The sequence below is a fragment of the Alteromonas sp. 07-89-2 genome (genome assembly GCF_013113925.1).
GTDB lineage: Bacteria > Pseudomonadota > Gammaproteobacteria > Enterobacterales > Alteromonadaceae > Alteromonas > Alteromonas macleodii.
The window spans coordinates 17,083-30,401 of the sequence record NZ_VTYM01000026.1 but is presented as its reverse complement, the minus strand read 5'-3'; the positions used below and the strand labels follow the sequence as shown (position 1 = coordinate 30,401).

At 45.2% G+C, this 13,319-nt stretch carries 10 protein-coding genes; 7 read left to right on the top strand and 3 right to left on the bottom strand.

Annotated features, from left to right (window positions below; all coding sequences use genetic code 11):
• The first annotated feature begins 3 nt into the window (after nucleotides 1–3).
• Genes F0261_RS16170 through F0261_RS16155 form a run of 4 tightly spaced genes read left to right on the top strand, consistent with a single transcriptional unit; the run spans nucleotide 4 to nucleotide 6,305 of the window.
• Nucleotides 4–2,022, top strand: coding sequence for an acetyl-CoA carboxylase biotin carboxylase subunit (locus F0261_RS16170; RefSeq protein WP_171338456.1), 2,019 nt, complete (start codon nucleotides 4–6; stop codon nucleotides 2,020–2,022).
• A complete protein-coding gene (locus tag F0261_RS16165) occupies nucleotides 2,009–3,829 on the top strand; it encodes an acyclic terpene utilization AtuA family protein (protein ID WP_171338455.1) in 1,821 nt (606 codons plus the stop codon). Before F0261_RS16170 ends, F0261_RS16165 begins: the two co-directional genes overlap by 14 nt.
• On the top strand, nucleotides 3,830–4,702 hold the full coding sequence (locus F0261_RS16160) for an SDR family oxidoreductase (protein ID WP_014980095.1): 873 nt from the start codon (nucleotides 3,830–3,832) through the stop codon (nucleotides 4,700–4,702).
• 16 nt (nucleotides 4,703–4,718) lie between these two features.
• On the top strand, nucleotides 4,719–6,305 hold the full coding sequence (locus F0261_RS16155) for a class I adenylate-forming enzyme family protein (RefSeq protein ID WP_171338454.1): 1,587 nt from the start codon (nucleotides 4,719–4,721) through the stop codon (nucleotides 6,303–6,305).
• 134 nt (nucleotides 6,306–6,439) lie between these two features.
• On the opposite strand, the gene yaaA is transcribed toward F0261_RS16155, so the two are convergent.
• A complete protein-coding gene (gene yaaA / locus F0261_RS16150; RefSeq protein WP_171338453.1) occupies nucleotides 6,440–7,216 on the bottom strand; it encodes a peroxide stress protein YaaA in 777 nt (258 codons plus the stop codon).
• Between the two features lie 643 nt (nucleotides 7,217–7,859).
• Here yaaA and tal point away from each other — a divergent pair.
• The 3 genes from tal to F0261_RS16135 all read left to right on the top strand — a co-directional run bounded on the left by tal (nucleotide 7,860) and on the right by F0261_RS16135 (nucleotide 11,022).
• Nucleotides 7,860–8,819: a transaldolase gene (gene tal, locus F0261_RS16145; protein ID WP_171338452.1), complete on the top strand. Its 960-nt coding sequence runs from the start codon at nucleotides 7,860–7,862 to the stop codon at nucleotides 8,817–8,819.
• 14 nt (nucleotides 8,820–8,833) lie between these two features.
• Nucleotides 8,834–10,483: a glucose-6-phosphate isomerase gene (gene pgi, locus F0261_RS16140; RefSeq protein WP_171338451.1), complete on the top strand. Its 1,650-nt coding sequence runs from the start codon at nucleotides 8,834–8,836 to the stop codon at nucleotides 10,481–10,483.
• Between the two features lie 362 nt (nucleotides 10,484–10,845).
• Nucleotides 10,846–11,022, top strand: a complete 177-nt coding sequence (locus tag F0261_RS16135; protein WP_012519516.1) for a DUF3545 family protein — start codon at nucleotides 10,846–10,848, stop codon at nucleotides 11,020–11,022.
• Between the two features lie 259 nt (nucleotides 11,023–11,281).
• Here the strand turns inward: F0261_RS16135 and ung are convergent, their stop codons facing one another.
• Both ung and thrC read right to left on the bottom strand, forming a co-directional pair.
• Nucleotides 11,282–11,953, bottom strand: a complete 672-nt coding sequence (ung, locus tag F0261_RS16130) for a uracil-DNA glycosylase (RefSeq protein ID WP_171338450.1) — start codon at nucleotides 11,951–11,953, stop codon at nucleotides 11,282–11,284.
• The gene (thrC, locus tag F0261_RS16125) at nucleotides 11,953–13,236 is read right to left on the bottom strand and encodes a threonine synthase (RefSeq protein ID WP_171338449.1); all 1,284 of its coding nucleotides are present in this window, start codon (nucleotides 13,234–13,236) and stop codon (nucleotides 11,953–11,955) included. Before thrC ends, ung begins: the two co-directional genes overlap by 1 nt.
• Nucleotides 13,237–13,319 lie beyond the last annotated feature (83 nt).

Below are 13,319 nucleotides of genomic sequence, written 5' to 3'. Positions count from 1 at the left end.
ATTATGACGCGAAACATTCAAAAAATACTCATTGCTAATCGCGGCGAAATTGCCTGTCGCATTATTCGAACCGCACACAAGCTGGGCTTTTTTACCGTTGCTATTTATAGCGAGGCTGACCGCAACGCGCTGCACGTACAGCAGGCTGATGAAGCTGTTTTCGTTGGTCCTGCCGATCCTACATCGTCGTATCTTCACAGTGAAAAAGTGATAAACGCCGCAATTCAAACACAGGCAGATGCTATCCACCCTGGGTATGGCTTTTTATCAGAAAATGCTGACTTCGCACGTGCATGTGAAAAAGCTGGCTTAACCTTTATTGGCCCTAACGCAGACGCCATAGCCTTAATGGGTAGTAAGCGTTTGTCAAAAATAGCCATGCTGCAGGCTAATGTTCCCTGTATTCCAGGCTATGAAGGTAGCGACCAAAGTGACGAGGCACTCATTGAAAATGCCAAAAATATTGGCTTTCCTTTAATGGTGAAAGCCAGCGCTGGTGGTGGCGGCAAAGGTATGCGTTTAGTGCATGAAGCCAGTGATTTGGCAGCTCATATTTCTACGGCTCGCTCTGAGGCCTTAAACGCATTTGGAAATGACGAACTTATTTTAGAGCGTGCGTTAATTGCGCCTCGGCATATAGAGATTCAAATTTTTGCAGACGGCTGCGGCAACACGCTTTATTTAGGTGAAAGAGATTGCTCAATTCAACGCCGGCATCAAAAAGTGATTGAAGAAGCCCCGTCGCCGTTTGTGGATGAGCAATTACGCAAACGCATGGGAGAGGCGGCTGTGGCTGCTGCAAAGGCTTGTAACTACTGTGGTGCAGGCACGGTAGAATTTCTAGTTGATAGCGACAAACAATTTTACTTTTTAGAAATGAACACGCGCTTACAGGTAGAACACCCGGTTACAGAGTTAGTGACGGGGCTAGATTTAGTTGAATGGCAACTGCGAGTAGCCTGTGAAGAATCGCTTCCCTTCACACAGCAAGACATTCAAATAAGCGGTCACGCCATTGAAGTCCGCCTGTACGCTGAAGAGCCGCGCCAAAACTTTATGCCGCAAACTGGGAAGGTAAAAGTATGGAAACCTGCCACGAACGCTAGAACCGACCACTGCGTTTATCAGAACATGGAAGTAAGCAGTCATTACGACCCCATGCTTGCCAAGATAATTGTTAAAGCTGAAAGCAGGGAGAGCGCGGTTAGAAAAATGGCGAGAGCGCTTCGCGAAACACAGATAATTGGAATAAATACCAATAAACACTTTTTACAAAACCTTGTGCAAAGCCCTGCGTTCTTGGGAAGCGATGTAACAACGGCATTTATTGAGCAACACGCACAAAACGACAACACGAAAGGCAGCCTTTCGCCATCGTTTTCGTTATTAGCGAAAGCTGCGCTGCTGTTTGCGTTAACGCAAAATAAACATGCCAGTACATTGGTTTATGGTAATGCATTGAATAAGCTCACACCCACTTGGCAACACTCCATGGGCTTTGCTTACCCCATCATTATTACTTGCAACGATGTCACCGCATCAATGACTGTTACGCCTTTCACTAATCACTATCGAATCTGCGATACAAGTACTAAAACAGAAGTAACACTTACGTTATTAGACTTAACGCCACAAAGCTTAGTAGTAGAAGCAGATAAGTTGCGAAGCACGGTCTCATACGCTGGGAACGGTAACACATTATTTATTGACGATGGCACAGGTCACTTCACGTTTAGCTGCGTAACGCACAGCAAAGTAGATAACCAAAAAACACAGGGCACAGCGCAAGTGAATGCAGTGATGGACGGTGTCATCGTTGCTCTTCTTGTAAAGCAAGGTGATACCGTTAATGCAGGCGATACGGTGGCCATTATGGAAGCGATGAAAATGGAACACCCCCTTAAAGCAGGCATAAAAGGTACGGTTCACCTTTCTTCAATTACAGCTGGCGATCAGGTTAAATCTAAACAAACCATAGCCACCATACTTCAAGCCGACGAGGTCATCCATGAACAAAAATAAGGTTCGTATAGGCGGTGCTTCAGCGTTCTATGGTGACAGTCAGCTTTCTGCAAGGCAGCTAGTTGAAGAAGGTGACATCGATTACCTTGTTTTTGATTACTTAGCCGAAGTGACAATGGCCATTTTATCGCAAGCCAAAGCAAAGAATGAAAAGCTAGGCTATGCCGTCGACTTTGTAACCGTGGCCATGAAAGACGTACTGCAAGACTGTGCACAAAAAGGCATAAAAGTAGTTGCAAATGCGGGGGGAGTCAATGTGCCGGCCTGCATAGAATCGCTTAATGCCCTGTGTGCACAGCTAAACCTAAATTTGAATATTGTAGGCGTGTACGGTGACAACTTGCTTAACGAGGTGCACCGCGAAACTCTAGCTGAAGCTAATACCCATGACCTTGATAATGGCAATGAATTACCTAATACCCTTGCGTCGATGAATGCGTATTTAGGCGCCCAGCCAATTGCCGATGCGTTAGCTGCCGGTGCTGATATTGTGATTACGGGTAGAGTGGTAGACAGTGCGCTCGTGCTTGGGCCCTTAATGCATGAGTTTTCATGGAGCTATGACGATTACAACGCGCTCGCGCAAGGTTCGCTTGCAGGACATTTGCTCGAGTGCGGTGCTCAATGCACCGGGGGAAATTTTACCGATTGGGAGCAAGTGCCTGACTTTTCAGACATGAGCTACCCCATTGCCGAGGTTAAACCAAGCGGCGAGTTTACTATTGTGATCCCACCAAACACTGGTGGACTGGTAACAACCTTCACAGTGGCCGAGCAGCTGCTGTACGAAATTGGCGACCCTGCAAATTATCTTCTACCCGATGTTTGTTGCGACTTTACCCACGTATCTTTAGAGCAAACGCATAGCAACGCTGTACGTGTGTATGGTGCCAAAGGCTCAGCGCCTGGTAACGACTACAAGGTATGTGCAACATACATAGACGGCTATAAACTTACTGGCGCTTTTTTTATTGCAGGCTTTAACGCAAAACAAAAAGCGCTTACCAATATTCATGCGCTGGTTGCACGAACCGAACGCGCGCTCATTGAAAGAGGTATGCCGCCCTTTAAAGACACCTGTATTGAAATATTAGGCAGCGAAGCAACCTTTGGCCCCCATGCTAATGCAGAGCATACGCGAGAGGTCATTGCCAAATTCACACTTCATCACAGTAATAGTAAAGCCCTTTATTTTTGTGCCAGTGAAATGGCGTATTTGGCTACATCGGCTGCGCCTGGTATGGCGGGATTTGGCGCTGGTCGCCCTAAGCCACAACCTCTTATTCGGGTGCACTCGTTTTTAATCAACAAGAATAAGGTTTCGGTAAGTATTCAAAAAAATGATGTCATTGTGGCGCACGCTACTTACCAAACTGACGCTGCTCCCATTCAATCTCAGAAAGAAGCATGTCGTTCTGAACCGACTCAAGAAGCACAGCTTGATAATGAACACTCAGTCTCTCTTCCATTAGTTGAGTTGGTTTGTGCCCGAAGCGGCGACAAAGGTAACAACTTAAACATTGGGGTGATCGCGCGACATCCAAAGCTCTTTCCCTTTTTAAATCGGGCTCTAACTGCTGATGTGGTGAAACATTTTTTTGCTTATTCAGTAAAAGGAAGTGTTTCTCGGTATGCCCTACCTGGCATTAACAGCTTTAATTTTTTACTCACTGATGCATTAGGAGGCGGCGGCACCGCATCTCTTCGCACTGATAGCCAGGGAAAATCAGCCGCGCAAACGTTGTTAACCATGCCTATTAACGTGCCAGTGTCGTTGGTCCCTTTTACCAAACACAAAGGTGAGTGAATGCCATATCAATCAACGTTAGCAGCAAGAAGCTTTTTAAAACAAACGATTGTTATCACCGGAGGAGGCAGCGGTATAGGACGATGTACTGCCCATGAACTTGCCTCATTAGGTGCAACCGTTATTCTGATTGGCCGAAGTGAAGATAAGCTTATAAACACCACTGCAGAAATCAAAAGCGATGGAGGCACAGCCTGTTATTACACGCTTGATATACGCAGTGAAGAAGACGTATCAGACACCGTAAACGCATTGCTTGAGAAGCATAAACGCGTGCACGGGTTGGTAAACATGGCGGGCGGCCAGTTTCGCGCCCCACTCTCGCACATATCCCAAAACGGTTTTGAACGCGTTATTCAAACTAATTTAATTGGTGGCTTTCTAATGGCGAAAGCCCTATTCAATAAGCACTTTAAAACTCATGGCGGCAATATTGTCAACATTACCGCTGACAACAAAAATGGCATGCCGGGTATGGGACATTCTGGTGCCGCCCGGGCAGGCGTCGAAAATCTCACTAAAACCGCGGCGTGGGAATGGGGTTCATTTGGCGTTAGGGTCAATGCTATTGCGCCTGGATGGGTAGCATCGTCAGGGCTAGACACCTACCCCGAAGATATGAAACATGCTATTCAAAACCTAAAGCACGCGGTTCCGCTAGGACGAATTGCCAGCGAAGCTGAAGTTGCTTCTACGGTGTGCTTTCTTCTAAGCAAGGGAGCGAACTTCATCACTGGGCAAACACTATTTGTAGACGGTGGTGCCAGCATGGGGTCGGCTCCAGCACTCTTCCCTTTGCAGAACCTTCACCAGCCTGCCAGCGAAACGTGGGATGGCTTCCACAGAAGCATTACACCTGAGGTTTTGCGTTAACGACAAGGACACAAGTATGAGAACACAACAATTAGAAAGAAACTTGGTAGAACGCGTAGCCATGGGGGATTTGTTGCGCAGGCGCGCGCGAGATAGCGGCAGTTTACCTGCACTAGTTGACTTTTATCACAATGAACGCCGCACCGTTACCTATAACGAGCTCAACAAAAAAGTTAATAAATTAGCCAATGCGCTGATGCGTGAAGGCATTAAACAAGGCGATAAGCTGGCGATATTAGCGGTAAACCAGATAGATGTTGTTGTTACTTACTTTGCCTGCTACAAACTGGGCGTTATTGCGGTGCCTATTAACTTTATGCAAAGCGTTGCCGACGTGACCTTTAATCTTGAACACAGCGGTTCCAAAGTAGTCGTTTTCGATCCCCTCCTCTCAGATCTTGTGTTTGCAAGCATAAGCAATAATGACGACATACGTTTTACCATTCAATTAGGCCAAGATAAGGGCAAGGCTACGTTCGCATTTGAGTCCTTTATCAAAGAGCGTAGCGACGCAGAAATTGAAGACAGGATAATAAACGACAGAGACACAGCCCATATGATTTACACGTCTGGGACCACCTCTAAACCCAAAGCGGTTGAAACATCTCACCTTTCATTAACCATTGCAGCGCTTACTGCGGCAATAGAACTAGAACTAAGCGCACAGTGCAGAATGTTACTCGTTCTTCCTCTATTTCACTGTACCGCCCTTTCAATACTCTACCCAACGTTTTTAAGAAGTGGATGCTGTACGCTTCACGCTACATTCGATCCTATTCAAATAGCGAACAGCTTAGAAAGTGAAAAAATAGAGACGTCCGTGCTTTTACCTATGATGTGGAATGCACTAATGGCAACAGATAACTTTCACGAACGAAACCTCAGCCACTTTAAATTAGCCATTTACGGTATGGCGCCAATGAGTGAGCAGAGTCGTCAGCAAATTCGTGATGCTTTTGGCTGCAAAGTCCACTTAGGCAGTGGGCAAACAGAATTTAGCCCTGTTTCTAGTTTGTTCAAAGACGGTTGTGAAACTGAATTTGCAGAGGGTAATTACTGGGGTGTTCCCCTGTGTTCTAACGAGCAAGCAGTGATAAATGAGGAAGGTGTTGAAGTGGAACAGGGCGAAACAGGTGAAATAGTTTGGCGAGGCCCGCAGGTCATGAATGGATATTATAAGAATGAAGACGCCAGCAAAGCCGCTTATAAATTTGGTTGGCACCACACGGGTGACTTAGGATTTATTGATAGTAAAGGCCAACTAATGTTTATCGACAGGGTAAAAGATACCATTAAGTCTGGAGGAGAAAATGTGTCGTCTCAAAAAGTGGAGCAAACGCTTTGCTTAATGAAAGAAATAGAAGCTGCAGCTGCGATAGGAGTGCCCCATCCTCACTGGGGTGAAGCGGTTTGCGCATGCATAGTGGGTAATGACTTAACACATGAGATGTTGCCAGCCATCAATGCATTTTGTAAGGAGAAGCTCGGCAAGTTTGAAGTACCCAAACATATATTTATTTGCGAGGCATTACCAATGACAAGTACAGGGAAAATTCGCAAAGTAGAGCTAAGAGAGCAATATAAAAGCTTTTTTATACAGTGAGTAAACTAAAAGTGGGTATTCCGTAATGATGGTTTACCCACTTCAGCACGCGCAGAAGAAAAAAAGAGAGCGCCATTGCTTTAAGGGACAATAGGCAAGCTTGCTTAGAAAGCCCCCTATTACTGGGCTTTCTTTTAGCTTTCCTGATTGCGAAGAAACACAAGTTCCGTCGATGAACTTTGTTCTTCGCTAAACTGATAGCCGTCTACGTCGAAGTTTTTTAAACCTTCAACGTCTTCTACACGGTTTTCAAGAATATAACGCGCCATCAAGCCACGGGCTTTCTTCGCAAAGAAGCTGATAATCTTATACTGGCCGTTCTTGCAGTCTTTAAAAGTGGGCGTGATGATCATGCCATCTAAAGACTTCTTCTTCACTGCTTTGAAGTACTCATTTGAAGCAAGGTTGATCAACACATTGTCACCCTGTGCTTCTAATGCTTTATTTAGCACATAAGTAATGCGATCATCCCAAAACGCATACAGATCTTTACCTTCAGGGTTTGCTAATTTAGTGCCCATTTCTAAACGATAGGCCTGCATTAAGTCTAAAGGACGAAGTAGTCCATATAGGCCAGACAAAATTCGAAGATGTTTTTGCGCATATTCGACCGTTTCGCTATCAAGCGAGTAAGCATCTAACCCAGTATACACATCACCATTAAATGCATACATTGCTTGGCGTGCATTATCGGGCGAAAACGGCGTAGAAAACTCAGCAAAACGGTTGGCGTTCAACGTTGCTAACTTGTCGCTTATTTTCATCAGCGATGATAAGTCAGCAGGCGATAAGGTGCGGCAAACTTCCATCAAACGTTCAGTGTCTTCAAGCATGGCAGGCAGAGTGAACTGGCTCACAGGAATTTCGCTTTCAAAATCTAAATTTTTTGCTGGGGATACTACAACTAACATTTCGACTCCTTAGGTTTTTATACCAATCCGCATAGATCATTGCCCACTCAGAAGGCGCTGGCAAGTTTCCTAACGAAGCGTGGGAATGCAGGAATGGCTCTTCCCTTTCAAATTCCCAGAATGAAGCTAGGAAGCTTGTCAGACCTTCCCGAAGGGCGAGTTTAAAATGCCCGTACTCTTTGTTGTGCCACCTTGATGTAGAACCACTATACCTGCGGTAACACGCCGCGATTACGAACATTTTAACTCTCGCTGAGTGGGTAATGATCTATACGGAATGGTATTACCCCTCTATTGTACCATCTGATACGCTTTAAAAAGCAAAATGGCATAAGAAAGACGTAAATTGGCTTAACAGAGAAATCCGATTAGCCATTTTGTCGCTATTCAATGTATGAATTGTCACACGGGTTTGATATAAATAGCGTTACAAATAATTATTCAAACAATAATTGAGATACACCTTCCGTGAACGTACCTCAATTACCAAAGCGCTGCATGTACCAGTACTTATTAAAGAACTAAGAACTGGTAAAAAAGAACGCAAGCGCGAAGCCCTACACACGCGCAAGCGAACCGTTTTATTCAACTGGCTTTTCCAGCGAGTTGTCCAAATTTATTTTGATAAAGAACAGAGAGAATTATGAGCAATCAGTTAGCTTCATTACGTGATATCACTACCGTTGTTGCCGACACGGGCGACATCGATGCCATTAAAAAGTATCAACCAGTCGATGCCACAACTAACCCGTCGCTACTTTTAAAAGCGGCTGGTCTTCCTCAATATGCAAGTCTAATTGATGATGCTGTAGCATGGGCAAAACTTCAGTCAAACGATGCTGACCAGCAGCTTACCGATGCCGCAGACAAACTAGCGGTAGCGATTGGTAAAGAAATCTCTGCAACTATTCCTGGCCGAATCTCAACTGAAGTAGACGCACGCCTATCGTTCGACACTGCCGCCACTATCGAAAAAGCGGAACGCTTGGTTCAGCTATATGAAGACGCGGGTATCGATAAGTCACGCATTCTTATCAAAATTGCGTCTACTTGGGAAGGTATCCAGGCAGCAGAAGAGCTAGAGAAGAAAGGCATTCAGTGTAATTTAACGCTTCTATTTAGCTTCGCCCAAGCACAAGCTTGTGCAGAGGCCGGTGTTTATCTTATCTCTCCATTTGTAGGGCGCATTTTAGACTGGTACAAAAAAGCGACCGGCACTGAGTCTTACGCACCAGATGAAGATCCAGGCGTAGTATCTGTAACTAAAATTTATAACTACTACAAAGACCACGGCTACAATACCGTAGTGATGGGCGCAAGCTTCCGTAACATTGGTGAAATTCAAGCGTTGGCAGGTTGTGATCGTCTAACCATTAGCCCAGCACTGCTAGAAGAACTGGCAAACGAGCCTGGCGATCTAGAGGTTAAACTTAAAGACAATGGCGCTACAAAAACACCAGGTGACCGCTTAACAGAAAGCGAATTCCGCTGGGCAATGAACGAAGATCCAATGGCAACCGAAAAGCTTTCTGAAGGCATCCGCAACTTCGCTGCAGATCAGGAAAAACTTGAAACCATGCTTCGCGAAAAACTAAGTGCGTAAGGGCTATTGAAACAATGAGTGTTTTAACTTCTCTTCCTGAATGGAAAAAGCTGTCTGAACTTGCTGCAACGGTAAAAGATGCGCACATGCGCGACTGGTTTGCACAAGATGCAAATCGCGCAGATAAGATGCAGCTTGAAGCCTGCGGTATTTTTCTTGATTACTCGAAAAACCGTTTAAATGATGACGCGCTTAAAGGACTTTTCGACCTTGCCCGAGCGTGCAAACTAGAACCCCTTCGCGACGCGATGTTTTCTGGTGAGCAGATTAACTCAACAGAAGGTCGCGCTGTGCTTCACACCGCACTTCGTAATTTCTCAGACCGTAAAGTACTGGTAGATGGCGAAGACGTAATGCCTGAAGTGCATGCTACGCTTGCAAAAATTGAAGCGTTTACTGCATCGGTTCACAGCGGTGAACACAAAGGTTATACCGGCAAGCCTATCAAGCACATTGTGGCAATTGGTATTGGTGGTTCGTTCCTTGGTCCTAAGATTATGACTGAGGCACTTAAGCCGCATACAGTTGACGCCGTGAAAGTTCACTTTGTTGCCAACGTTGACGGTTGCCACATTCACGATGTGCTATCTAGCGTAGATTTTGAAGAAACTTTGGTGGTCATGTCATCAAAGTCGTTCTCTACCCAAGAGACGCTTCAAAATACACTTACGGCTAAAGACTGGTTCTTAAAGTCTGGCGGTACACAAGAAGATATTGCTAAACACTTTGTAGCCGTGTCTTCAAACGTTAAAGCAGCCACCGAGTTTGGTATTAGCGCCGACAATATTTTCCCTATGTGGGATTGGGTAGGCGGTCGTTATTCGCTTTGGTCTGCTATTGGCCTACCTATCTCACTAGCTCTCGGCTTTGAAAACTTTAAAGGCTTGCTTGAAGGTGCGTTTGAGATGGATACCCATTTCACTACTGCACCACTTGAAGAAAACATGCCTGTATTGCTTGCGTTGTTAGGCGTCTGGTACAGAAACTTTTTCGATGCACAGTCTCATGTGTTGCTGCCTTATTATCACTATCTTCGCGGCTTACCAGCTTACGTACAGCAGTTAGATATGGAAAGTAATGGTAAAGAAGTGACGCAAGAAGGTGAGCACGTAGATTACCCTACTGGCCCAATTATTTGGGGCAGTGAAGGTACAAACGGCCAGCACAGCTTCCATCAGCTTATTCACCAAGGTTCTGGCGTTATCCCAGCAGACTTCATGTTGCCACTTAACGTTCCTAACCAGGACGACACGCATCACGCTATGCTTGCGTCTAACTGTTTTGGTCAAACCCAGGCACTAATGCAGGGTAAAACCTTTGAAGAGTGTTATGCAGACCTTGACGGTAAAGGCCTAGACGACGCAGAACGCAAACGCTTGGCCGCTCATAAAACCATGCCTGGCAACAAGCCTAGCAATACTTTCTTGTTTGATAGCCTTACGCCTAAAACACTTGGCGCGCTGGTTGCAATGTATGAACATAAGGTATTCGTTCAGGGTGTTATCTGGAACCTTAACTCATTCGACCAATGGGGCGTTGAGTTAGGTAAAGTACTAGGAAACCAAGTACTTGCAGGCATTCAAGGCGAGGCAGACAAAGAGAATTTCGACGCTTCAACACAACAATTGATTGCCAAATTCAGAGCAGCGAATGCACCAAAATAAGGAATGCGAGGTGATTTAAAATCACCCAATTGGTGCAAATAACAAACTGAACGGCTAGCTTTTTCGGAAGCTAGCCGTTTTTTGTTGCGGTTTTCATCGACAATACGACAGACATTTTTGATATCCGTAACACTGTACAATTGATTACTAACAAAACAAATAGGATCAATTACATACAGTTATTGTTCACGCTTTAAACACACTGGACATTTCCTTACCGTTGTCATCATATCGTCACAATTTGTTAATAAAAGGTAAATTAAACTATTTTATTTTAGTGGCGGCTGTGATACAAAATTGTACAGAGGGAATTAAAAACAAAAACTCTGTATTAGTTGTAGTGGTATAAAAAGGAGATCCCAGTGGATAAATCAGATCTATTTGCCATGTTAGACATCGAAGCAAGCCCAGCAAAAACCAAAAGCAAAAAACGTAAGTGGAGAGAAATCGAAGCGCTACAAGATCGCTACAAATTAGAAAAAGAACTGGCCGAACTCGACTGTGGTTTCGAGTACGAGCTAGAGACACTGGAAAGATAAAACGAAGGCCGCCTGTTAAACAGGCGGCCTTTTTACTTTCTAGCGTGCTGTAAATGCTTCACTTGCAAGCATGGTGTCTCTTCGCTGGCTCTATGTAATAGGGTAATAGCTAAGGAGTATGCTCTGTGCCTAATTGCGGTCAGACCGCATAACATGGTCTCATAGCTATTTAGGCATTTATCTAATGAGCTAGCTATTGATAGGGCGCAGAATGGGGCAATCACACTTGCTGTGTGGCTAGCTGCTATTTCTGCCAGTACTATACCTGCCAATTAATGGGTTCTTTGCCCTTAGCAATAAGGTATTCGTTTGTTTGGCTGAAGTGTTTGCAACCTATAAAGCCTCTGTGTGCTGAGAGTGGCGACGGATGAGGCGCATGTAAAACGTAGTGTTTTTCACGGTTAATGTGCTTACCTTTCTTTTGCGCATGGCTACCCCACAGAAGAAACACAACGTTTTGGCTGTGCTCATTGACCACATCGATAACCTTATCGGTGAAGGTTTCCCATCCCCATTTCGCGTGGCTATGTGCTTTGCCCTGCTCAACGGTCAATACAGTATTAAGTAGCAATACGCCTTGCTCCGCCCACGACGTCAGCGTGCCGTGATTAGGCTCGGTGAAACCATCAATGTCAGACAACAGCTCCTTGTACATATTTTTAAGCGATGGCGGTGTTTTAACGCCAGCTTTTACTGAAAAACAAAGTCCATGGGCTTGATTAGGACCGTGGTACGGATCTTGACCCAAGATCACCACTTTTACTTCGTCTAGCGGCGTGTATTTAAGCGCATTGAATACGTCAGACTGAGGCGGGTAGATAACGCTTCCCGCTTCACGAGCGTGCTTCACGCGCTCAAGCAACGTAACAAAATAGTCTTTTTGCTTTTCATCACTAAGCGCGCTTTGCCATGTTGTAGCCGAGGGTGTCATTACTTAAGCAAATCCATCATATGCTGCTTAAGTGCATCGTAAGACGCTGGCAAGTCTACCGCTAAGCTGTCTTCGCCTGCTACATCGGCCAACGCTTTCGGTAAGCTGATTGGATTACCTAGCACGTTTTCAACGGTTTCTCTGAACTTAGCCGGGTGCGCTGTTCCTAAGAACAAACCAATTTCGCCGTCTTCTAAGTCGTGACTTACTGCGCGATAGGCAATCGCGGCATGTGGCTCGCTGGTATAGCCTTGTTGCGCTAATTGACGCATAGCAAGCTGCGTATATTCTTCGTCAACCATCTCACCTTTAAGACACGCTTTGTCGATATAGCCACGCTCAATAAGCGCCTCTATTCGCGGCCAGTTATTAGGCTGACTCACATCCATTGCGTTAGACATGGTCGCAACCGTCGCCTTAGGTTCCCACTCGCCGGTTTTAAGATATCGAGGTACCGTGTCGTTTAAGTTAGTTGCTGCGATAAAACGCTTTATAGGTAAACCTAACGATTTAGCAATCATGCCAGCCGTAAGGTTACCAAAGTTACCACTAGGTACTGAAATAACGAGTTGGTCTCGTTTCTCTTTTGGCAACTGACTTACTGCTTCAAAGTAATAGCAAACCTGCGCTAGTAAACGGCTGATGTTGATTGAGTTTGCTGAGTTCAGGTGAAGGCCTTCACGTACGTCAGGGTCGTCAAACGCGGTTTTTACTAGTGATTGGCATGCGTCAAAGTCTGACTCAACAGCAACGGTATGAATGTTACCACCTAGCGTAGTGAACAGCTTTTCCTGCAGCGCGCTAATCTTGCCCTTTGGAAACAAAATAACCACGTTGATATTGTCGATGCCGTGAAATGCATGTGCGACCGCTGCGCCGGTATCACCTGAAGTCGCTGTTAGAATAGTAACTGGCTTCCCTTCGCTAATACGCGACAGGGTTTGCGCCATAAAACGGCCGCCAAAATCTTTAAACGCCAGCGTTGGACCATGGAAAAGCTCTAAGCAGTATACGTTCTCGTTGACCTGCTCAACTGGTGCACCAAAAGCAAATGCGGTCTGAACAATTTCTTCTAGCTCGCCATTATTCAGCTCATCGCCGATAAGGGCGCGAAGTACTTCAATACTGCGCTCTACAAATGGCTTTTCCAACAATTCGTCAATATTTTCTAGGGTAGGAATATGCTCTGGAAAATAAAGCCCTTGGTTTTTACCTAAGCCCCGCTTAACGGCTTCAGCAAAATTTGCTGTGTCCGATGAATCTTTTAAATTTACCAATTCCACTTGCTGTTACCTTTTTATGTGGGCAAGTACTCTGCCCTTTTAATCTTTTAAAAAATTATTGTGCTTTTAGGAAATCATTTGCC

Coding starts and splice junctions, on each gene's coding strand:
- F0261_RS16170 (WP_171338456.1), top strand. CDS start 4: ATGACGCGAAACATTCAAAAAATACTCATTGCTAATCGCGGCGAAATT.
- F0261_RS16165 (WP_171338455.1), top strand. CDS start 2,009: ATGAACAAAAATAAGGTTCGTATAGGCGGTGCTTCAGCGTTCTATGGT.
- F0261_RS16160 (WP_014980095.1), top strand. CDS start 3,830: ATGCCATATCAATCAACGTTAGCAGCAAGAAGCTTTTTAAAACAAACG.
- F0261_RS16155 (WP_171338454.1), top strand. CDS start 4,719: ATGAGAACACAACAATTAGAAAGAAACTTGGTAGAACGCGTAGCCATG.
- yaaA (WP_171338453.1), bottom strand. CDS start 7,216: ATGTTAGTTGTAGTATCCCCAGCAAAAAATTTAGATTTTGAAAGCGAA.
- tal (WP_171338452.1), top strand. CDS start 7,860: ATGAGCAATCAGTTAGCTTCATTACGTGATATCACTACCGTTGTTGCC.
- pgi (WP_171338451.1), top strand. CDS start 8,834: ATGAGTGTTTTAACTTCTCTTCCTGAATGGAAAAAGCTGTCTGAACTT.
- ung (WP_171338450.1), bottom strand. CDS start 11,953: ATGACACCCTCGGCTACAACATGGCAAAGCGCGCTTAGTGATGAAAAG.